Origin of the sequence: Nocardiopsis sp. NPDC049922, from assembly GCF_040660275.1 — a bacterium.
Classification (GTDB): domain Bacteria; phylum Actinomycetota; class Actinomycetes; order Streptosporangiales; family Streptosporangiaceae; genus Nocardiopsis.
On record NZ_JBFAME010000034.1, the window covers coordinates 1 to 19,312 of the forward strand.

Annotated in this window: 19 protein-coding genes; 12 read left to right on the forward strand and 7 right to left on the reverse strand. The window is 67.3% G+C overall.

The genetic code is table 11. The features are described from left to right. Window positions 1-821: 821 nt before the first annotated feature. Window positions 822-1,004, reverse strand: coding sequence for a DUF397 domain-containing protein (locus AB0I72_RS27535; protein ID WP_358573790.1), 183 nt, complete (start codon window positions 1,002-1,004; stop codon window positions 822-824). 209 nt (window positions 1,005-1,213) lie between these two features. Next, window positions 1,214-2,086 carry a helix-turn-helix transcriptional regulator gene (locus AB0I72_RS27540; RefSeq protein ID WP_358573792.1) on the reverse strand — a complete coding sequence of 291 codons (873 nt, stop codon included), beginning with the start codon at window positions 2,084-2,086 and terminating at the stop codon, window positions 1,214-1,216. 533 nt (window positions 2,087-2,619) lie between these two features. Between AB0I72_RS27540 and AB0I72_RS27545 the strand changes: the two genes are divergently transcribed. Further along, complete coding sequence (locus AB0I72_RS27545; protein ID WP_358573794.1) at window positions 2,620-2,757, forward strand: hypothetical protein; 138 nt, start codon at window positions 2,620-2,622, stop codon at window positions 2,755-2,757. 826 nt (window positions 2,758-3,583) lie between these two features. Here the strand turns inward: AB0I72_RS27545 and AB0I72_RS27550 are convergent. From AB0I72_RS27550 to AB0I72_RS27565, 4 genes are read right to left on the reverse strand one after another with little or no spacing between them, the layout of a single operon-like run. Beyond that, window positions 3,584-4,777, reverse strand: a complete 1,194-nt coding sequence (locus AB0I72_RS27550) for a CPBP family intramembrane glutamic endopeptidase (RefSeq protein WP_358573796.1) — start codon at window positions 4,775-4,777, stop codon at window positions 3,584-3,586. Continuing rightward, a complete protein-coding gene (locus AB0I72_RS27555; RefSeq protein ID WP_358573798.1) occupies window positions 4,774-5,214 on the reverse strand; it encodes a hypothetical protein in 441 nt (146 codons plus the stop codon). Before AB0I72_RS27555 ends, AB0I72_RS27550 begins: the two co-directional genes overlap by 4 nt. Next, the gene (locus tag AB0I72_RS27560) at window positions 5,211-5,621 is read right to left on the reverse strand and encodes an ATP-binding protein (RefSeq protein WP_358573800.1); all 411 of its coding nucleotides are present in this window, start codon (window positions 5,619-5,621) and stop codon (window positions 5,211-5,213) included. The genes AB0I72_RS27555 and AB0I72_RS27560 overlap by 4 nt, the downstream gene beginning before the upstream one ends. Beyond that, window positions 5,618-5,851 carry a hypothetical protein gene (locus AB0I72_RS27565; RefSeq protein WP_358573802.1) on the reverse strand — a complete coding sequence of 78 codons (234 nt, stop codon included), beginning with the start codon at window positions 5,849-5,851 and terminating at the stop codon, window positions 5,618-5,620. The genes AB0I72_RS27560 and AB0I72_RS27565 overlap by 4 nt, the downstream gene beginning before the upstream one ends. Before the next feature lie 221 nt (window positions 5,852-6,072). Between AB0I72_RS27565 and AB0I72_RS27570 the strand changes: the two genes are divergently transcribed. The 5 genes from AB0I72_RS27570 to AB0I72_RS27590 all read left to right on the forward strand — a co-directional run bounded on the left by AB0I72_RS27570 (window position 6,073) and on the right by AB0I72_RS27590 (window position 9,322). After that, entirely contained in the window at window positions 6,073-6,834 is a 762-nt protein-coding gene (locus AB0I72_RS27570) for a helix-turn-helix transcriptional regulator (RefSeq protein ID WP_358573804.1), read from the forward strand. Continuing rightward, window positions 6,831-7,001 carry a DUF397 domain-containing protein gene (locus tag AB0I72_RS27575; protein WP_358573807.1) on the forward strand — a complete coding sequence of 57 codons (171 nt, stop codon included), beginning with the start codon at window positions 6,831-6,833 and terminating at the stop codon, window positions 6,999-7,001. The genes AB0I72_RS27570 and AB0I72_RS27575 overlap by 4 nt, the downstream gene beginning before the upstream one ends. Window positions 7,002-7,622: 621 nt before the next feature. Continuing rightward, on the forward strand, window positions 7,623-7,847 hold the full coding sequence (locus AB0I72_RS27580; RefSeq protein WP_358573828.1) for a type II toxin-antitoxin system HicA family toxin: 225 nt from the start codon (window positions 7,623-7,625) through the stop codon (window positions 7,845-7,847). Next, window positions 7,840-8,448, forward strand: coding sequence for a hypothetical protein (locus AB0I72_RS27585; protein WP_358573809.1), 609 nt, complete (start codon window positions 7,840-7,842; stop codon window positions 8,446-8,448). The genes AB0I72_RS27580 and AB0I72_RS27585 overlap by 8 nt, the downstream gene beginning before the upstream one ends. Before the next feature lie 241 nt (window positions 8,449-8,689). Then, entirely contained in the window at window positions 8,690-9,322 is a 633-nt protein-coding gene (locus AB0I72_RS27590) for an HAD-IA family hydrolase (RefSeq protein ID WP_358573811.1), read from the forward strand. On the opposite strand, the gene AB0I72_RS27595 is transcribed toward AB0I72_RS27590, so the two are convergent. Next, window positions 9,308-10,597, reverse strand: a complete 1,290-nt coding sequence (locus AB0I72_RS27595) for a helix-turn-helix transcriptional regulator (protein ID WP_358573813.1) — start codon at window positions 10,595-10,597, stop codon at window positions 9,308-9,310. The two genes, AB0I72_RS27590 and AB0I72_RS27595, sit on opposite strands and share 15 nt — an antisense overlap. A 222-nt stretch (window positions 10,598-10,819) precedes the next feature. On the opposite strand from AB0I72_RS27595, the gene AB0I72_RS27600 reads away from it, so the two are divergent. From AB0I72_RS27600 to AB0I72_RS27625, 6 genes are all read left to right on the forward strand, one after another. Next, a complete protein-coding gene (locus tag AB0I72_RS27600) occupies window positions 10,820-11,008 on the forward strand; it encodes an FxLD family lanthipeptide (protein ID WP_358573816.1) in 189 nt (62 codons plus the stop codon). A gap of 82 nt (window positions 11,009-11,090) precedes the next feature. Further along, entirely contained in the window at window positions 11,091-13,127 is a 2,037-nt protein-coding gene (locus tag AB0I72_RS27605; protein ID WP_358573818.1) for a lantibiotic dehydratase family protein, read from the forward strand. Continuing rightward, window positions 13,124-14,194 carry a lanthionine synthetase C family protein gene (locus AB0I72_RS27610; RefSeq protein WP_358573820.1) on the forward strand — a complete coding sequence of 357 codons (1,071 nt, stop codon included), beginning with the start codon at window positions 13,124-13,126 and terminating at the stop codon, window positions 14,192-14,194. The genes AB0I72_RS27605 and AB0I72_RS27610 overlap by 4 nt, the downstream gene beginning before the upstream one ends. A 39-nt stretch (window positions 14,195-14,233) precedes the next feature. After that, the gene (fxlM, locus tag AB0I72_RS27615) at window positions 14,234-16,288 is read left to right on the forward strand and encodes a methyltransferase, FxLD system (RefSeq protein ID WP_358573822.1); all 2,055 of its coding nucleotides are present in this window, start codon (window positions 14,234-14,236) and stop codon (window positions 16,286-16,288) included. A 6-nt stretch (window positions 16,289-16,294) separates the two neighbouring features. Beyond that, window positions 16,295-17,395, forward strand: coding sequence for a hypothetical protein (locus AB0I72_RS27620; RefSeq protein WP_358573824.1), 1,101 nt, complete (start codon window positions 16,295-16,297; stop codon window positions 17,393-17,395). Window positions 17,396-18,202: 807 nt separating this feature from the next. Continuing rightward, complete coding sequence (locus AB0I72_RS27625) at window positions 18,203-19,039, forward strand: sigma-70 family RNA polymerase sigma factor (protein ID WP_358573826.1); 837 nt, start codon at window positions 18,203-18,205, stop codon at window positions 19,037-19,039. The last annotated feature ends 273 nt before the right edge of the window (window positions 19,040-19,312 follow it).

Genomic DNA, 19,312 nt, shown 5'->3' on the forward strand with positions numbered 1-19,312 from the left:
CTACGAGCGCAAGGCCGACCACTTCCTCGCCTTCACGGGCATCGCCTGCACGCTGATTTGTTTCCGCAGACTCGCCAAATGAGATGAGCTCTTATAGGTCCCCACCAGGACATAATCCTCTCCTAGGCTCTCATCCAGTGTCCGGTATGTCCACTACTCGGGGGGAACGCCCACCTACCGGGTTATCGTCGGGTTGGTCTCCGACCGGACCGCGAACATCTGACAAGCGCTGCGGACGGGACCACCGTGCCTGATCCGCTATCACGCATCAACTCGTTAGACGGACACCTCAGTGGCCAGACCATCACGCTGCACTCAGGTTCTTCGGCAGAGCTGACCAGTCCAGCGTGGTGTGTGCGGTGACGAGCTGGTCGATGCTCACGAGCAACCCGAAGCACTCAGCGCAGGTGGCCGGGTCCCGGTGTCGATCTCGGCCTGGGCCACCCGGTTGCGCAGCGTTTCGCGGTTGATGCCTAACTGGTCGTGGCATCACTGGTTTCCTATACGGGGGAACGGCGGGCGGCGTCGAGTTACCTTAGGAGGAACATGACGTTTCTGGCCCCGGTACCATTTCAGCGCGTGTGCCAGTTGGCGCCAAACCTTACTCACGGAGTAGGCCAAAGAGCATGAAAAGACCGTGTAAGAGTACGAGTCGGACTCTCACACGGCCTTCCTGTGCTCGCTTACCCGGGTGCCCTCATGCCCCGGCCTCAAGGCATAGGCTTGCTCCCGCGTGAATCAGGAGATCCAAAACAGGAGCCCCCATGCCACCGCTTTGACGGCGGAGAGCCCACCCAGATCGATCTGATAGACCGTTCGACTCAATCCTGTGCCGCCAGCATCACGGCCGCCCATTCTTGTGGTGAGAACCACAGTACGGATCCTGAGTGGTCCATGGAGTCCCTCATGAACGGGCCGGTCCGGGAATGGGCGACTTGGACACAGTGCCCCTGGTCGGCACAGTAGCTGCTCGTGTACCAAGACAAGATGGGCTCTTCGGCCACGGCGTGATCACACTCCTCAATGCGGGGAGCGTTCGTCGGCCCGGATGTTCATCGTCGATGATCCGCCCAGGGCGGAGTCGAGAGGATGCGACCGAGAACGCTACGCCAGTGTAAATCCGAAACCATGAATCCGCCACAGGTATTCATGGCCTTGGCTGGCGTAAACCCGAATGGTCCCGCAATGAGCAGTGCGAGAAAAATGGACTCGCCTATGCCGTTGTCATGGACAACGCGTAGTGCTCGATGAGTTCAAGAGACTTGTCCTCGGGCAGGGCCGCATCTTCCCACGTCTCCGCGAACTTTGTCTTGTACTTTTCTACTTCATGCTTTTTGTCTGTCAGTGTGCAGACATTATGGTTTTCGGTGTAGAAGATGTCGTCGAGGTCGTTGTCGAACTCCAGCAGGATGAAGGAGCCCTCGGTCAGCCCGATGTGCTCGCCGTGCCCGTCGGGGATGACACGGATCTCGACCTCGGGTGCGCCGGCCATGTCCACCAGGTGGTGCAGCTGGCGCGGCATGATGGCGGGGTCCACCGAGATGCCCGTGTGTTTGCGCAGGACGGTCTCGTCGAGCAGGTACTCCTGCCGGGGGCGGGGTGTGCGCGTTCCCAGGCCGCTCTGGCGGCGCATGCGCAGCTCGACGAGGGGCTCGACCTCGCGGGGTTCGGCCCAGGTGGCGGTGACGCACCGGGTGTAGTCGCGGGTTTGCAGGAGTCCTGGGATCAACGCGGTGTGGACCTGGCGGATGGTGTCGGCCCCGGCTTCCAGGCCGATGAATTGCCGGTAGGCCGGTTTCATCAGGCGGCGGTAGGCACTCCACCAGGCGCGTTCGCGGGCTTTCTCGCCCAGGGCGCGCAGCTTGCGCCCCAACGGGGTGTTGGTGATCCCGTACAGCGCCAGGAGGGCGTCGAGCATGCTCTGGGGCAGGACCTGGGCTCCGCCCTCGAACCGCATGACCTTGGCGTGGGACCAGTCCAGGGCCCGCCCCACCTGCTCCTGGGTCAGTCCGCGCTCATGCCGTAGGGCGATCAGGTGGTGGATTAGGAGGTGTTGATGGACTACGGGTCCGCGATCGTCGCTCAAGGGGGTCCCTTCACAGGGGTGTCGTCGGCCGGTGCTGCCGGATCGCACTGTGCGACCTCGCACCTTCGGGGTCAGGGGAGCCCAGACACGCCATAATCGTCCATCCACGGCCCATTGGCTCTACGATGAACCGTGGCGGTGCCCTCGGCACGCTTGGAGTCTATATGCGAGTTGACATCTTGTCAGTTGCATCGGAAAAGTCCCGCTGATATAGGATGACTGGCTCCTTGCCGAGGCGCCTCACAACCACCCCGAACCCCACGAATAGGTGACAATCGGACACAAACACCCATGAAGCCACGGCGACCGGAACGCCGCTAAGCAGCAGGTTTCCGAATCGCGGTCACCTAACGGTACATTGCTTCCGAACACCCTCTTCCTCACGACCTCCACCAGCTGGGGAGGTCGGCAATCTCTCCGCGTCAAATCACCGACATGGAGCCGGAAAGGGTGCCGTGGACAAGACGTCCGAATACGAGGGTCGCCCCAGGCGGAACAAAACCAACCGGCCCTGGGGAACCAAAATCACACGCGTGCTCGTCTACATGGTGATGAGTCAGGCCGTTCGTGTTCTCCTCGGAGAACTGGTCGACCTGATCTGGTCCGATGACGAGCCCGTCGATCCTGGAAAGGGGATGATTCCAGACGAAGAACCCCGGGAGGGGCACTGAAGAGCACCGCCTCCCGGAGCCTCCGACGGGCGCATCGGGCTACCAACCTTTTGCTGCGCTCCGTCGTCTAGAAAACCAGGCGACCAGGGGAGAGCGCGTGCCCCGCTGATGTAGGGCTCGCTCTCACCTAAGTCCTTCTGCCCGGTCGCAGGGCATCCATACTTCGATGGTGCAGATTCCTGCGGCCGGGCCCGGTGTATGCCTGTGGGCGTGCACCGCCGCTGCGCGTTCGCACGCGCACAAGCCGACTGTAGCCCCAGGTCAGACTGTTGTGTCCTCGATGGACGCCAACAAACCATATCCCTTTTCGTGGACGTCCGAAACTCCGGGGTCCGCGGAGAACCCAGGTGGAACTCCTGATCGAAAACCAAGGACAGGACCACACCACACCCTGCCCCTGAAGGTGCGACCGCCCCAAGCTTCAGCGCCCACAGGCACCACCACGACGAACTCGCGCCCACGAGCCCCGGAGACACGTGCGTTTGCGCCGTGCTCCTCTCCCGGCCCGCAGGATCGCGTGGTTCGCGGACACCTGCCGCAAGGGTGGGTTGGTCGACTTCTTGATCGTGCTCGCCACGGCCCCCCGGGGTGATGCTGGACAGGGGCGTGCGCACAGCCACCTCGTGGTAGGTGACGGTGTCCTGGTGTGCTTCGCCCAGGGCCCCGTGGGCGCCCTATACCGACTGGTCGACCAGGTGAAGCCTTCTGGGCCGGTCCACGAGTCGGTGGGAGCTGCCGAGGCGGCGGGTGAGCGGGGGAAGCGGTCCACCGATGGCGGGGACCGGCACCACGGCGCCAGCGACACCCCCGTGGCCGGAGGCACAGGTCATCCTCCCTCCCACCCGGTGGGGGCGACGGCCACCAGCAACGCCCAGGCGGTGAAGAGCAGGTTATAGACGATGTGACCAGCGATGATCGAGCTCAGCCGACCGGTACGCCGGTACAGCCACACCAGCAGCACGGCACCGGGGACCAACGCCAACACGGGCCACCCGTAGTAGGCGTGCAACCCCACCCGCAACACCACCGCCAGGGCGTACCCTTCCCACGCGGGCCTGCCCGCAGCAGCCAAGACCACCACGACCAGGCCCATCACGATCTCCTCGCTGAACGCGGTGGTGACCTGGGTGGGGCCGACGTAGGCGACCATCCACAACGTCTCGGTCAGGCCGTCCATCTCATAACCCCCGGCCTGCCCGTCGAAGACCACGAGATTGATCAGGCTCATCGCGGTCATCGACACCAGCAGCACCAGCACCGACACCAGGAACACCCACAACGCCTGAAACTCGTGCGCGTACCGCGCCCACTGGTCCGGGTACTCCGCCCGGGGGAACAAGCCGAGCCCGTCGCGGACGGTCGTCCCCAGACGGCGGGTCAGCATCCTCGCCGTGAGCAGGACCGTGGCCAGCATCAGCAGGTGCAGCGCCCATTCAGGGCCGGCGTACCTCCAGAAGGTGTCCCGATTCGGCGCCGTGACGGTTGTCGCAGCATCGGTGAGCAGGACCACCGCGAGCGAGGCGATGGTTGGCCAGTAGCAGGCCAGGATGGTCACCGTCAGCAACGTGTAGGCGCGCACACCGGTGAGGGGTGCGGGGCGGACGCGGTCGGGAACACAGAACGTGTCGGTCATGGGGGTGCTTTCTTGGAATCTGTCGGGGGTGTGGGGCTCGGCCGGGGAAGAGCGCCGAGCCCCGGTCTGGGTCGGTGCGGCGGAGGAACCCCCCTGTGGACGGTCGAAAGGGGGTGCGTCCCCGCCGCACCGGGTCAGGCGGCCGGAGGCAGGTCCGGGTCCGGGGGGGTGGTGCAGGTGGCGGTGGACCTCGGCCAGGTCGTAGAGGATCGTTGCGTGCCCGGCCTGGTCCACGAGGGTGTACACGGCCCCGAGGAACCGGCGTTCCCGGCCGAGGGTGAGTCCCTGGCGGGCGGCCTCCCACCGGGCGGACTCGAACCCGCTGCGGGCCTGGTGCGCGGACTCGGGGCCTTGGGTGCGGCGCGGCGGCCGGGCGAACCCCTTCACGTGTTGGTCTCCTGCTCGTGGCGGACGCGGTCGACCAGGTAGCCGACCAGGGCGAGGTCCTGCGGGTGCGGCGGCCGGTCCGGTGCGGCGGGTCCGAGGATGGCGAGGTGGCGGGTGGACTTCTCCCGGTCCGGGATCTCCCACTCGGCGGGGGTGCGGGCGGGGAACTCGGCCACCCACTCCAACCGGCTGCGTGGGGAGTGCTGGTGTAGGCGCAGGCACACCGCGGCGAGCCGTCCCGCCCCCACCAGTTCGCCGTTCTTCCAGGTGCGTTGGGCGTACCGGCGGGCGTCGATCGACCACGTGCCCCAGTCCGGGTGAGGGACGTACCCGGCCTGGACGAGGGTGGCATGCATCCACCCCATCGCCTGCTCGGCCAACCGGGTGACCGTGGGCGGTGTGGTGTGTCGGGGCACCAGCGAGGCAGGGACGGTCACCGGGCCACCTCCGCCCACACCCCGGTCCCGAACCGGAGCGCACCCCAGGCGAGGGAGAACGCTTCCACCAACGCCAGACCGCGCCCCGTCTCCGCCGTCGGCAACGCGGTGCGGCGTGTGGGGGTCCTCTTGCCGCGTGGGCCGCCGTCGCGGACCACCACCCGCACCCGGTCGGGGCACAGGTACAGGCGGACGGTGAAGCGGCCGTCGGTCTGGCCGCTGAGGGAATGTTCGATCGCGTTCGTCGCGAGTTCGGACACGATCAGCGCCAGGTCGTCCGCCGCGTGGTCGATCCCCCACGCTTGGGCGGTCTCGATCGCCCAGGCGCGGGCTTCGCGGATCGAGGTGGGTGTGCCGGGGAAACGGTGGCAGGCGTGGCGGTCGCTGCCGGTGTCGACGGCGATCACCACTGGCCCCCCTCAACCTGGTGGGCGATGGCCAGCAAGGCGTCCAGGCCGTTGTGGGCCAGGGCGGATGTGTCTGCGGGGGTCTGGGGGAGCGGGGGCACGGGGCCGGTGGGGATGCCCCGCCGGAGCCGGTACCGCTCGACCGCGTGCGCGAGGGCCGGGTTGAGGGGTGGGTGGGGTGGGTTGCCCGGGTTTGGTAGCCCCGGACGGGTTCGGTTGCTACGCTTCATTCGTCTCACCTCGACCTGCTCGACTCTTTCGGGGTGGGGCTCACGCCCTGAAGCCGCTGCAACCCGGCTCGGGGCGTTCTTTTGTATGGGCAGCACCCGCATGGTGCGGCCTGTGCTGTTCCAAAGCCGACTCTGAACCGTCAGCACCCACTGTCGCCACTAAGTGACAACTTCCAGGAACCACTTGGCAGCACTCGAAAGATGGGCGTAACCTTTAGTGCATGCCTGAACCCCCCTTTCCTGAACTGCTAACTCAGTTGCGAGAGATTCAGGGCCTCTCTCAGGAGCGACTAGCGAGACTCGTCTCCAACTCAGAGGCGTCCGTGTCCCGATGGGTGAACGGTCGAGGGCTTCCAAAGCGAAACACCGCCGAAAACCTGGACAAAATTCTGAAAGCGGACGGTCGACTCTTCGCGGCATGGAAACTCGCGACAAGCGGGAACACCCTGCCCGAGTGGGCACGAGATATCGCGGCGATCGAGGAATCCGCCCTAACCGTTCAGAGCGCCTCGCCGGTCCTAGTCCCGGGGTACCTCCAATCCACGCTGTACGCCCAAGCTGTGTTCCGTGCATGGTGGCCTCTGGCATCGGATGAGGAGATCGCTCGACTCACCAAGATCCGGACCGGACGACTTGCGCAGCTGCCGCGCCTGAGGGTCACGGCGGTGTTCCCGGTCTCGGCTGTCACCGGGTTCGCTGAAGAGATCAGAAGGGAGCAGGCTGTGCACCTGCTAGACCTCGCTGAGGAGGAGCGAGTTGACATCCACCTCGTGCCAGAGGGATTGATCCTGGTAGGGGTGACGTCCCCCTTGCTAGTGTTCCGGCTGCGCTCTGGAGAGCTAGCGGTCTCCAGTGACCATGCGTGCGGTAACGTCATCCACGAGGCGGAGGACCACGATCGCCTGACCTCCCTCATCACGGGTGCGCTGGCAGTATCTCTCCCTGAGCGACACTCCATCGAAGCACTGAAGGAACTTGCATGAACGAATGGCACAAGAGCAGTTACAGCCAGACCGGAGGGAACTGTGTAGAGGTCGCGGAGGGATCGGTCACCGGTATTCGTGACACCCAGAACCGGGACCTGGGGCACCTGTCCGTGCCCGCTGGTGAGTGGGCCGCGCTCCTGACCTCCATGCGCGCCACCCGCTGACATCGCTGAACAAGCGAACCGGCTCCCGCCAGGCGATTTGGCGGGAGCCGGTTCCACGTCGCGACCCCACCAGGCTACCCCGCAGCCGTCGCTCTTCCCCGCAGGTGCAGCACCCCCGCAGGCGAGTCCACCCACAACCAGGTGCCCTCCGCAGTCACCGTCACCCCCATCCAGTCCCGGCCCGGCCGACCTGCCTGCTCCCACACCCGCCAAGCCTCACCGATCTCAGCCCACAGATCACGCGGACCCGCACGTTCACAGTCATACGGGCCACCGGCGGGGGTGTACTGCGCCACCGCCCACGACCCATCCGGGGCGGCCACGTACACCGTGGCCCCCCGCCCACTCCGGACGATCCTCAACTGCCTCGTACACCGCGTACCGCACATCCGGGACCAGATGCCCCAGAACGATCTGCCACCCGGGATCGCGGTAGGCCACCACACGCGGGTTCATGGTGGTGTGCCCGTTGGTCTTGACCGGCGTGTCCTCAGGTGCGGTCGGGAACCAAACCTGCAAAGACTCGCAAAGACCTGTATAGACGCGAGGTATGGGCGTACCATGCCTTGCATCCCACCCTCCGAGAGGTCGCCTATGAGCCCAGTTCCCGGTTTCCCGTCGATGGGTGCACCTAAGCTTCTGCGGCTACTTAAACGTGAGTTGGGGTATGAAGAAGTCCAGCACAACGGCGGCTCCCACCGATGGCTAGAGGCCCCAGAGCGCGAGCGCATACGCTGGGCGTACCATGACGGCCGTGAGCTATCCCCGATCGAGGTCAAGAAGGTACTGGTCAACCAAGCTGGCTTGAGCTTGGAGGAGGCGAGGAAGGTGGTGCAGCGTGCCTGAGCGCATTGATGCCATCCTCACGGAGTACCCCGGCTACGGGTGGAGCATCGAGTCCCCCCAGCTCCCCGAGCTGGTCGGAGGCAGGGACACCCGAGAGGAACTCGAGGTCGACCTCACTTCACTACTGAAGTTTGGAGGAGCACAGGACCCCTTTGTGCCGGCTGTCCACTGGCAGAAGTACCTCATCCAGGATGAGGAGGCGGAGGTCGCCATTAGGGTCCGGCGTGACCAGCACGTAACCGATCGCATGCAGGTAGCTCGGCGAATTGGGGCAGCGCTCAAGCACCCCGATCAGCGAAGGTCGATGTCAAATCTCCCACAACGATCGACAGGTGAAGTGCTGTTCGTCTGCTCGGTGGCGCAGGACCGTCTTGACACTTTGGCTCGGCAGTTGGACCCAAGGGGCGACACTTTCATGATCGCCGTGGCCGTCGCTGACAACATGTTGTACACAACTGCGCTGAGCAATAGGGGGAACGGTCAAAGGCGCTCTGGGTGGGTTCGGATCGCCGACCTTGGCTGGGATGAGAACACTACCGTTGGTGATCTCGTCCGCTATCAGCAGACGTCCGGAAAGAGGGACCTCCAGCTTCTCGCATAGCCAGCCGCAGTAGAGGCGGCGTGCACCCGCTCAGTGAAGCTGCTCGGCTCTCGCGCTGGACATCGGAGCGTGGCAATCGTCCTGTAAAGAAGAAGCTTTGTCCGGCAGCGACGTTCCCCATCGTTATATCTGTAGTGCAGACCGGCTGAGCCCAGCGCGGTGCAGCCGGTCCGGGGCGATCCGGAAAGTTACGCGCGTGCGTGCAATACCGCAACTCTTCTGCGGATCGTAGGATTGGGCCATGGCGACGACCACAGTGACCAAGTACGGTGGCGTGATCTTCGACTTCTTCGGCGTCTTGACCTTCAACATGGTCGAGGTCATCTCCTCATTCGAGGACCGCGAGAGGCTCACCCGGGGAACCTTCCTACGCGCGTGGGTCGACCCACGCGGTCAGGAACTCTTCCAACGGCTCGAACTCGGCCACATCACCCAGACCGACTGGAACAAGGGGTTCGCCGCCCTGATCGGGGTCGCCCCTGACGACCTGATGGCCCGCTACCTGCACGACGCCTTCCCCGCCTACCAGATGCTCAAGGTCGCACGGCAAGCGCGCGCGGCCGGGGTCAAGACCGCGGTGCTGTCCAACAGCCTCGGCCGGGAACCCTACGACCCCTACGCCGGATTCGACCTGCACAACACCTTCGACGAGGTCGTGCTCTCCACCGACCACGGCATCCGCAAGCCCGATCCCGCGATCTTTCACTTGGTGCTCGACAAACTCGACGTACCGGCTGAGCGGTGCGTGTTCGTCGACGACAGCGAAAAGAACCTCGCCGCCGCCCACCAGCTGGGCATCACATCGCTCCTGGCCTTGGACGAGGACGTGGCGGCCCCCCGTCTGCGCGAGATGTTGGGCCTACCCCACCTGTAGGAACTCGCGCACGGCCGTGTGCGAGGTGTGCGCCCGCAGCTTCTCGCGCAGCCCCTTCAACTCGGAAGCGGACCGGGCGGAGTCCACCGATCCCAGGCACCGGGCCGCGTGGTGTGCGGTGGCGACCGCGGCGTCCAGGTCATGCATCTCCAGATGCGCCTCGGCGGCCCGTGCCAGATAGATCGCGTGGCTGCGCGGGTACTCCTCGTCTCCGGGGTAGGACGCCGCCATGGCGGACTCGAAACGGCGTACCGCCTCAGCCGGGTCTCCGAGGTACAGGGCGGCCGAGCCCGCGATCATCTCGATCTCGCCGTAGCCCACCCAGTACAGGACCTCGGGGTCGTCGTCGTGCGGTCCCTGGTCCAGCGCCGTGCGGGCGAGATGGAGTTGGTGGGCGCACTCCTTCTTCGCCCCGGTCTTGGACAGGGCGCGGGCGGTGCGGGCGGCCAGCATGGCGCGCATACGTGGGGTCGCCTTCCATCTCACCTGATCCTGCGCCGCCTCCAGAAGCGCGACCGCCTGGTCAGCTTGCCCCGGAGTGGAGTAGCACTGGATCGCGGCGAACGAGGCCGCGTAGGCGCCGCTGATCGGGTCACCAGCCTCGGCGGAGGCGCGGAAAGCCCCGTCGAAGAAGCGCTGGGCCACCCCGGGGCGGTCCTGGTCGAAGGCCGCCCACGCGACCTGCCGGGCAGCTTCGCAGGCCATCGAGTGCAACCGGTCCACGGTCACGCCGTTGTAGCGCCCCGACTCGATCAGTTTGATGATCAGCGACAACTCGCTGCGGGCCAGCTGGTACACCTCGCCGCTGCCCAGCTCGTCATCCAGACGCCGTAGACAGCCGAGACGGTCGTCGATGTGGGATAACAGGGCCGGGCCGTGGGGAACGGCCGCTGTTCCGTTGGGTCGTGCCGGCCCCAGGGCCTTGGACCAACTGCTCGCCGAGGCCGAGAGCGCCGCTGCGGCGGACAGGAACCCTCGCCGGTCCACACGGCCTCCCTTCACCAGGTCGGTCAGCACGGCCAGGCTGCGGGGCTGCTCCCACACCGCCTCCGCGGATCCGGTGGAACCAGACGCGTTCAGCGCCGTGGTGAAGGAACCGCCGGTGCCCAGCACCCTGTCATAGGCGGCGACCACCGCAGGGGTCAAGGACCGGTTGCCGTTCTCGACATTGCGCAGGTACGCCTCGCCGAACCCGGCTTGGCGGGCGAACCGTGCCCACACGATGCCCGATGCCCTGCGCGCCTGCCTCATGCCGTCGCGGAGCTGATCAGACATCACAGGCGGCCTCCCCGTTTGGGATCGGTGCTGGATCGGTTCCGGCCATTGTCCCCGCACCGCTGCCGGGATGTACTCGATTTCGAACACCGAACGTGAGGGGTTCCCCCTTCTCTGAGATCGCGCGGACGTGGCCACCCCAGCCGGTCAAGCGGCCCGTGAGCCGCCCCGATGATGCGTCCACCTCGCGGTTCTCCCGGCACGAAGTAGGAGGCACAGCAGATGAGCACACCCACTATCGAGCAGCCCACCCAGCCGCAGGACACCACCGACACCAGCACCGAAGTCACCGACCCGTTCGGTCTCGACATCTCCTTCATCGAGGGCACGCCGATGACCGAGTCGATCCTGGCGTGCAGCACCGGAGACACCTGTGGGAGCTCCTGCCCGAGCGCCTGCACCACCTCCTAGTCCAAGCCCACCCCGGGGTGCGGACCGGACGACCGGTTACCGACCGGCCCGCACCCTCCTACCCAGAGAGGGGGTCAGGGGGATGACGCGCTCACGACCGAACCTGTACCGAGGCGTGGGTGGGGGGATGCTGCGCGCCGCGGCGAACCTCACCGGACCGGAGATGCCCCCGTGGCCGGGACTCGACGCCCAACGCGAAGACTGGCGTGCGTGGCTGGGCGCGGTGTGGGTTGACGCCACCTTCCGGCAGGCGGTGTCCACTACCAGCCCGGACCTGGCCCGTCAGGTGGAGTCCATCCTGGAGGGGAGCTCGCCGAAGCCGCGCCGAGTGCGGCGGGCGGCGCTGGCCACCGCCCGCTACGCGCTCCGATACACTCGCCGATCCACCCCCTTCGGCTGGTTCGCGGGCGTCGCCCCCATTGAGTTCGGCGACACGGTCCACGTCCGCTTCGGGAACCGCCATCGGGCCGTTGCTCGGCCGGACCCAGTGGCGCTGGGTACGGCGATCAGCGACTGGGAGACCGACGGTACGCGGATGGCCGACGTCGAGGTGTGCGTCAACAACCTCGCGTACCAGCGAGACAGCCGCATCCATGTCCCTTCCGAGGGGGACTCGGAGTACTTGGTCGCGCTGACGCCCGCGCTCGCGTTGGTGCTGGACGCGGCCCGCTCCCCGATCCGGTTCTCCGTCTTGGCGGGCAAGCTCGCCGCCGAGTTCCCCGGCACGGCCGAACACCACCGGACGGGGCTGCTGAGTCGGCTGTTGCGAGTGCGGCTGCTGCTCCCGTCGCTGCGCGCGCCCGCCACCGTCGCCGACCCTGCCGAACCCCTCCCTATCGCCCTGTGCCAGCAGACCGAAGCCTGTCCGGCGGCACCGGATCTGCGGTTGGACGCGACGATCCGGTTGCCCCAGACGATCGTGACGGAAGCGGAAACCGCCGCCACGATCCTGACCCGACTCACCCCGTACCCGCAGGGGACCGCGGCATGGCAGCGCTACGCCGACCGGTTCGCCGAACGCTACGGCGAGGGCACCGAAGTGCCATTGCAGGAGGTCACTGACCCCGAGAAGGGGTTGGGGATGCCAGAGGGGTTCGCCCAGGCGTCGAGCCCCCCGCGTCCGATGGTCCTGCGGGACCGGTTGCTGCTGGACCTGGCCGGGACTGCGGCCGTGGAGGGCCGCCGGTCGGTGCCCCTGACCGGGGAGACGATCGAACGTTTGAAGGCCTCTGCTGGCACACCCGCCCTCACCCCGCCCCACCTAGAGGTGTGCGCCCAGATCCAGGCCACCTCGACGCACGCTCTGAAGACCGGGAACTTCCGGCTGCGGATCTCCACCGTCTCCCGCGCGGCCGGCTCGATGACGGGCCGGTTCTGGCACCTGCTCCCGCACACCGCCCAAGCCCACACCCGCCTGCCCACGGTCGATCCCGGCGCCGAGATGGTCCAGCTCTCCTTCCACCCCGCCCGCGTCCCAGCCGACCCGCTCACCCGCTCCCCGCAGGTCCTGCCCCGCCTGGTCAGCGTCGGCGAGTTCCGGCACCGCACCAGCGAGGTGCTGTTCCCTTCCGATCTGGCCGTGGGTATCCGCGACGGCCGCCTCTACCTGTGTGAGGCCGCCACCGGCACACGCCTGGAGCTGCTCGCGCCCACCGCGATCAACTTCGTGTGGAACCACTACACCCCGCCCCTGGTCCGCTTCCTGGCCGAGATCAGCCGCGCTCAGGCCCCGCAGGTGACCGGGTTCGAGTGGGGCGCGGCCTGGACCTTGCCGTTCACCCCCGCGCTGCACTACCGGCGGTCGATCCTGGTTCCCGCACGCTGGAAGGTCCAGGCCCGTGATCTGCCCGGCCGCGCCGCTCCCCTGGACGAGTGGGCTGAGAGGTTTCACGCCTGGAGGGGCCGGTTCGGCGTCCCCGACCGGGTGCTCCTGGCCCAGGACGACCAACAGCTCCCCCTGGACCTGGACCAGGAGATGCACCTGGACCTGGTGCGCGCGCACCTGGCCGCCCGCCCCAGTGGTGTCGCCCTCCTGCACGACGCGCCGCCCCCAGACGCGGACGGGTGGATCGGCGGACGAGCTCACAGCATCGTCGTGCCGTTGGAGGCCCGCTCATGACGACCGCGGCCCCGCCCAGGACACAGCAACTGTCCGAAGGCGAACTGGGGGTGGCGCTGCTGCACATCGAGCGCGGCGACACCGACGCCGCACACACCTGCCTGGTCCAAGCGGTCGCGGGCGGCGTCAGCACCGGAGCCAACGCCTCACTGTTCCACGGCGCCCCGGCCCTGGAGTTCGTGCTCAGTCGCGCAGGGCACACCTGTCCCGATGTACGCAAGGCCGTCGACCGTGTCGTGGCCGCCCGCCTGGTCGACGCACACCGTCGACAGGAATCGGGAACGCTGCCGCATCTGGTGGAGTTCGACCTCATCCGGGGCCTGGCCGGGCTGGGCGCGCTGTTGCTGGCCCGCGATGACGCCTCGCCCTTGCTGGAGGAGGTGCTGGCCTACCTGGTTTCTCTGGCGCAGCCGGTCCACATCGACGGCCGGGATCTGCCGGGCTGGTGGTCGGCGTTCGGCCCACACGGTGAACAGATGGACGGCGGCCACGGCAACAACGGCGTCGCGCACGGCATCGCCGGGCCCTTGGCGCTGCTGTCCCTGGCCGCCCGCCACGGCGTTCGGGTACCGGGGCACCAGGAGGCCATCGAGGTGTTCTCGCGCTGGCTGGACACCCACGCCTGCGGCTACTGGACCACCCACGACCAACTGGACGCTCCGCAGCCGCCCGACCCGGCGCCCACACGTCCGTCCTGGTGCTACGGCCGACCCGGCATCGCCCGTGTCCACCACCTGGCCGGACTCGCCCTGGGCGATCAGGCCCGCCGCCTAGCGGCCGAGGACACTCTCGTGCGCACCCTGACCGACCCGATCTGCCTGGGGCGGATCACCGACGCTTCGCTGTGCCACGGCTGGGCCGGGCTGGTGGCCATCACCCGCGCTGTCGCCGCTGACAGCCCCACCCCGCAGCGGTTCACGCCCCTGATTGACGACCTGACCGCGCGCCTGGCCGCCACGGTGGACCACCTGCCCAAGCCCGGGTTCATGGAGGGCCGCGCTGGCGCGCACCTGGCCTTGGAGGGCACCGATGCCACCGGTTGGACCCGCGCCCTGTTGATCACCTGACCCAACCCCGCCCGCACCGACAAGGAGCACCCCACGACCATGGACGACGTCGAGAACCTGCCTCTTCCCCGGGAGGAGGGCTGGTGGCACGCCAGCGTGACGTGCGCGGACCGCATCGGGGTCAAACCCAAGGCTGCCCAGGCGCTGGCGTCCACGCTGGGCGATCAGCGGTTCCACTTCCTACGCAAGGACGGAGGGCTGAGATTGCGCACCGAGCAGTCCGCGGCCGACCTTCTGAACCGCTTGGTCGCCGACGAGCTGATCAGCGGCTGGGTGGGCGGCGTCTACGAGCCCGAGACCGAAGCCTTCGGCGGCCCCGAGGGCATGGCCGTCGCCCACGACCTGTTCTGCGCCGACAGCCGCCCCGCCCTGACCGAGACCGGCATGCCGGGTGGAAGGGAGCGCTGTGCCCTGCTGCTGGCCGCCCTGTTCCGGTCCGCGGGTCTGGACCCGTTCGAGGTCGGCGACGTGTGGGTCAGACTCAGCTCCCTGCGCCCACCCATCACCCCGCCCACCGGCCCGGAACGTGACCACGCGGTCTCGGCCATGCGGCGTCTGATGAACGCCGACGCTGCCCAACGGCCGAACCCTGAACCCGGATGGGCCGAGCGCGTCGCCGCGTTCGCCGAAGCCGGGCACCAGCTCAGCTTCCTGGCCCACCGTGGACGCCTCACGCGGGGCCTCCGCGCGGTCCTGGCCCACCACGCCATCTTCGCCTTCAACCGTGCCGCCGTGCCCGCCACCGAGCAGGCCGCGACGGCCTGGCTGGGCCGCCACATCGCCTTCCCCGAGGAAGTTGACGTGTCGGCCCATCACGCAGTGTCCCCGGCCCCTAACGTGACCCGAATGGAGAACACCCTGACTACCGAGACTCCCACCACCGATCCCGCCGAGCTGCGCCAAGCACTCGTCACACGTCTGTCCGACAACGGCCGCCTGCGCACCCCCGAGATCATCGACGCCTTCCAACACGTCGAACGCCACCGGTTCCTGCCCGGTGTCGAGGCCCATAGGGCGTACGTCGACGACGCCGTGCCCATCAAGCACGACAACACGGGAGAGATGATCTCCTGCATCTCCGCGCCCTCGATCGTGGCGACCCAACTGGAGCAACTGGGCGCCCAGCCCGGCCACAAAGTCCTGGAGGCCGGAGCCGCCACCGGGTACAACGCCGCGCTCCTGGGCCGCCTCGTAAGCCCCCAGGGTCACGTGTGGACGGTGGACGTCGACTCCGACCTCGTCGACACCGCGCGCACCAACCTCACCGAGACCGGAACCTCGAACGTGACCGTGGTGCTGGGTGACGGCGCGGCCGGTCTTGCTGAGCACGCCCCCTACGACCGCATCCAGTTCACCGTCGGCGCCGGTGACGTCCCGGTGAAGATCCTGGACCAGCTCGCGCCTGGCGGCCGTCTGGTCGTGCCGATGCGCATCCGCGGCAGCATCTCCCGCAGCTTCGCCTTCGAGCGCGACGGCGACGCCTGGAAGACGGTCTCATGTGAGATGGCGACGTTCGTACCTTTGCGCAAGGGCGTGTGCGACGACATCTACACCCGCGTGCCCATGGAGGGCGAAGGGGACGTGCACCTGGAGACCTTCAGCGAGCAGGACGTGGACCGCGACGCGCTCAGCACCGCCCTGGACCAGAACCAGGTGAAGGTCTACACCGGGGTGAAGCTTCGCGGGGGCGGAAACTGGGAGTGGTTGTACCTGTACCTGGCCTGTGTGTTGCCCAACGGGCTGTCCCGCATGCCCGGGTCCAGGCCCGGCTTCACCCCGCACTTCGGGTGGGGTGCCATGACCGCTCTGGACGGCGACAGCCTGGCCTATTTCACCATCCGTGAAGGCGAGGACGCCCAGGGCCGGTTCTGGGAGATCGGTGTCATCGGCCACGGCTCGCGCGCCGCTGAACTCGCTGAGCAGGTCACAACCGAGGTGCGTGAGTGGGATCGCGGTTGGGGCAACAGCGCCCCCGAGCCGGGGTTCCGCATGGCCGTCGGCGAGGCCCGCGACCGGCTCACGGCCGCCGAACCGCGGTTCGTCGTCGACAAGCCCCACAGCCGCCTGGTCATCGACTGGCCGCGCCGGAGCTGAGACGCGATGATCCCCCCGATCGCCAGCCGCATCCCGCTGGTACGCCGCCCCAAGGCACCCGCACTGCCCTTGGACGAACGTATGACGCATCTGGCCGGGCTGGCTGTCGAGCCTGCAGGCGCAAACCACCGCGACCTGGTGGCCCGCGCCTGCGGGGTCCTCAACTACGCCGCCCTGATCGTCTCCGATCTCGGGATACCCGATCTGGCCGCTGACCTGTGTTGGAGACAGCACCAGGTGTTCGCCGACTCCGACCGCCTCACGGGCGACATCGCCGTGATGGCGCTCATGCCCCTGGTCAACATCTCCCGGCTGCTGACCCGCCAGGGCGACGGCGAAGCCGCCTACGACGTGCTCAACCGGCTCTACCGCGCCGCCCAACAGCGGACCACAGCCCACATTCACGGCCGTGACATCGACCTGGCCCGGTGGATGACCACGGACTCCGACCACCAGAAGGTCGGCCAGGAGCTGTGGAGCGTGCTCCTCGTCGACGGAGCCAGAGCTCTGGCACGCATCGGCCGCTGGACGCGGGCAGCCGAAGTCATGACCGCGCACCGAGGTATCGGCCACCGCCTCCTCGACGGCCGCCAGATCATGATCATGTCGCTGATGGAACAAGGTCTCGACCAACGGGCGCGCGACACGATCGAGGCCACCACCCCCACCGAACCCTGGGAGAGTGCGATCGCGGCCCTCCTGGGTGTCTACTGTTGCCCTGAATGCTCACCGGCATCCGATCAGGACCTCGAAGTCGCGTTGCGGGAGGCGACCACCGTGGTCACCACCCCCGATCCTTCGACCGCGGTGTTCCAGACCCGCGTCGGTCTGGCCGCTCTCGATCTGGCCCACAACCGGCCCAGCCCGCATATCGCTCCCCTTCAGGACGCCATCGCCGAGGTGGCCGCTCTCGACGCCTACGCAGCCCGTGAAGTCCTCGACCACCCCACTATGGGCACCCACAGGACCAGAGAGCAGAAACGAAGGCTCAACGCCGTTCTCACCGCAGCGGGGCTCGGCACAGGGGAGCTTCCGCGCGTCTACACGCGCACCTTCACCACTGCTGTGGACCAGGCCGAGGACGCGCTTCGCGGCCTTCTTTCGTAGACCGTGGGTGGAGGACCATCCCGACGGCGCCGATACTTATCCCTGCCACCCTATGACTGGCCACTCCTCACCCGGATCATCCACCGGGGAGAACCCACACCCGTGGGGCCATCCAACCCGGTCCTCCACACCCCCAGCGTCTGGGGCAGCGAGAATCCGCCCCACCCCAGCGCGGGTCACGAACTCCTTCGTCAGCGCCCGACCTGCCCCACAGCGGCGTGTGTGTGGTGGCCGAACCGGGCCACCCAGTCAGCACCACCCCCATGTCCGCGCCCCTGTTCAATCACCTCAAGCTCGCAGAATCCTGCTCCGTGACCAAAGTCGTTGGATGATCCTGCTTCGGTCCGGTAATAGAAATCCGCAGCATGTCCGCCGTTGGAGGGGCTGCTTGCTCCCCCCAAGTCTCACGAGAACGCACGGAACGATGACGAGGTGAGTAGGTCGTGAGTATGGGGAGAGCATTCCGAGGTCCTGCGCCGGACAACGTCTCATCAGGGCATCTGGTGTGCGTGTCGAAGAAATTCTTCCCGGTCCGTTGGACGGTGCGGGTGAGTGTCTCCTGAGCGCATGATCATGGGCTGCTCATCTTGGTATCAACGCAGGTCAGCATGGAGTGACAGGGTCGGTGGGCGGGATTACCTGACGTTAGAGGATCTGCTCACCTCTCAGGATTTACCATTCTTTTGCCGTGGTGAGTTCTTTGCGAGCGCGGATTGAGTACGCGGTGATCCCCTTCTGAGTGCCGGCTGAGAATCGTGTTTGTTTTGATGCGGGTGTCGTTTCTCGTCGCGATTCGAGGGGGCACCCGTGGCCTTTGAGCCGTCACCGCTGGAAGTGGTCGAGACCCACTTCGTCCATGTGGCACCCACCCACCTGACCCTGCACGGAGGCCAGGTCCATCCCTGGCTCCAGGACCGGACTTACTCGCTGTACGAACTGCGCGAGGTCCTGATGAGCGAGGACACCCCCTACGAGGTGCGGGACGGGGTGTGGCGCCACACCATCCGCGCCGCACGGCGGTCCCAGGACTGGATGGTCGGCGCGTTGGGGTTGTGCATGCCCGCGCTGCGGTCCATCGCGCGTCGCGCGTGCCGGGGGCTGACACCGGGCGGCGTGGACGCGGTGGAGTCCGCGATCCTGGCTGAGGCCGTCCGCCAGGTCCGCACCGTCAACACCGACTACGCCCGCCTGGTCTGGTACCTGATCCGTCCGGTGCACCGGACGGCGCTCTCGGCGCGCAAGCACGAGAAGGACGCCCCGTTCCCGATCGGAGAGCCAGGACGCGAGGAGATTCCTGATCCTGGTGTGCAGGGCAGCCCCGACGTGTTGTTGGTGGCCGCCATGCAGGTAGGGGTGCTCTCGCGGGCCGAGGCGATCCTGATCGCCCGCACTCGGTTGGAGAACCTGCCGTTGACGCGAGTGGCCCAGGAGTTGGGGGTGTCCTACAAGGCGTGCGCCAAGCGGCGTGAGCGCGCCGAAGCGCGGTTGGTGGCCGCGGTGCACGCGGGCGAGATCACCATCGCCGACGCCCTTCTCCGCCAGGAGTGTCTGCTGGGGTGTGAGCCCGGTCGCCTCAGCCTGGTCCTGAACGTGCGGACTCATCCGAAGTCGATGTCGCATCGGCCGTTCCCGCTGGCTTCCTAAGGGAGCGATTACGGGGGGTACCGGGTCTTGGCCACGACCGTGCCGGGTGCCCGGTCCCCCCGGTCCAGACCAGGCTGAGGGGGCCGGAGTGAAGGCATCAACGCGGGAAAGGTCGTGGCGCACGGACTGGCGGCGGTGGTCGGTCATGGCGCTGGCCGCTGTGGCGGTGGTGGTGGCGGGTGATGACGCCTGCTGGGTGTGGGCTTCGGACGCTGATGGCTCGGGCGGCGGCGGGGGTGGTGCTGCGGGGGCGGGGCAGTCGACCGCCCAGCT

Bases quoted from the DNA above. Each gene is read 5' to 3' on its own strand.
- AB0I72_RS27570 (WP_358573804.1), top strand. From the start codon at position 6,073: ATGCCTGAACCCCCCTTTCCTGAACTGCTAACTCAGTTGCGAGAGATT.
- AB0I72_RS27620 (WP_358573824.1), top strand. From the start codon at position 16,295: ATGATCCCCCCGATCGCCAGCCGCATCCCGCTGGTACGCCGCCCCAAG.
- fxlM (WP_358573822.1), top strand. From the start codon at position 14,234: ATGGACGACGTCGAGAACCTGCCTCTTCCCCGGGAGGAGGGCTGGTGG.
- AB0I72_RS27575 (WP_358573807.1), top strand. From the start codon at position 6,831: ATGAACGAATGGCACAAGAGCAGTTACAGCCAGACCGGAGGGAACTGT.
- AB0I72_RS27565 (WP_358573802.1), bottom strand. From the start codon at position 5,851: ATGAAGCGTAGCAACCGAACCCGTCCGGGGCTACCAAACCCGGGCAAC.
- AB0I72_RS27605 (WP_358573818.1), top strand. From the start codon at position 11,091: ATGACGCGCTCACGACCGAACCTGTACCGAGGCGTGGGTGGGGGGATG.
- AB0I72_RS27590 (WP_358573811.1), top strand. From the start codon at position 8,690: ATGGCGACGACCACAGTGACCAAGTACGGTGGCGTGATCTTCGACTTC.
- AB0I72_RS27610 (WP_358573820.1), top strand. From the start codon at position 13,124: ATGACGACCGCGGCCCCGCCCAGGACACAGCAACTGTCCGAAGGCGAA.
- AB0I72_RS27595 (WP_358573813.1), bottom strand. From the start codon at position 10,597: ATGTCTGATCAGCTCCGCGACGGCATGAGGCAGGCGCGCAGGGCATCG.
- AB0I72_RS27600 (WP_358573816.1), top strand. From the start codon at position 10,820: ATGAGCACACCCACTATCGAGCAGCCCACCCAGCCGCAGGACACCACC.
- AB0I72_RS27580 (WP_358573828.1), top strand. From the start codon at position 7,623: ATGGGTGCACCTAAGCTTCTGCGGCTACTTAAACGTGAGTTGGGGTAT.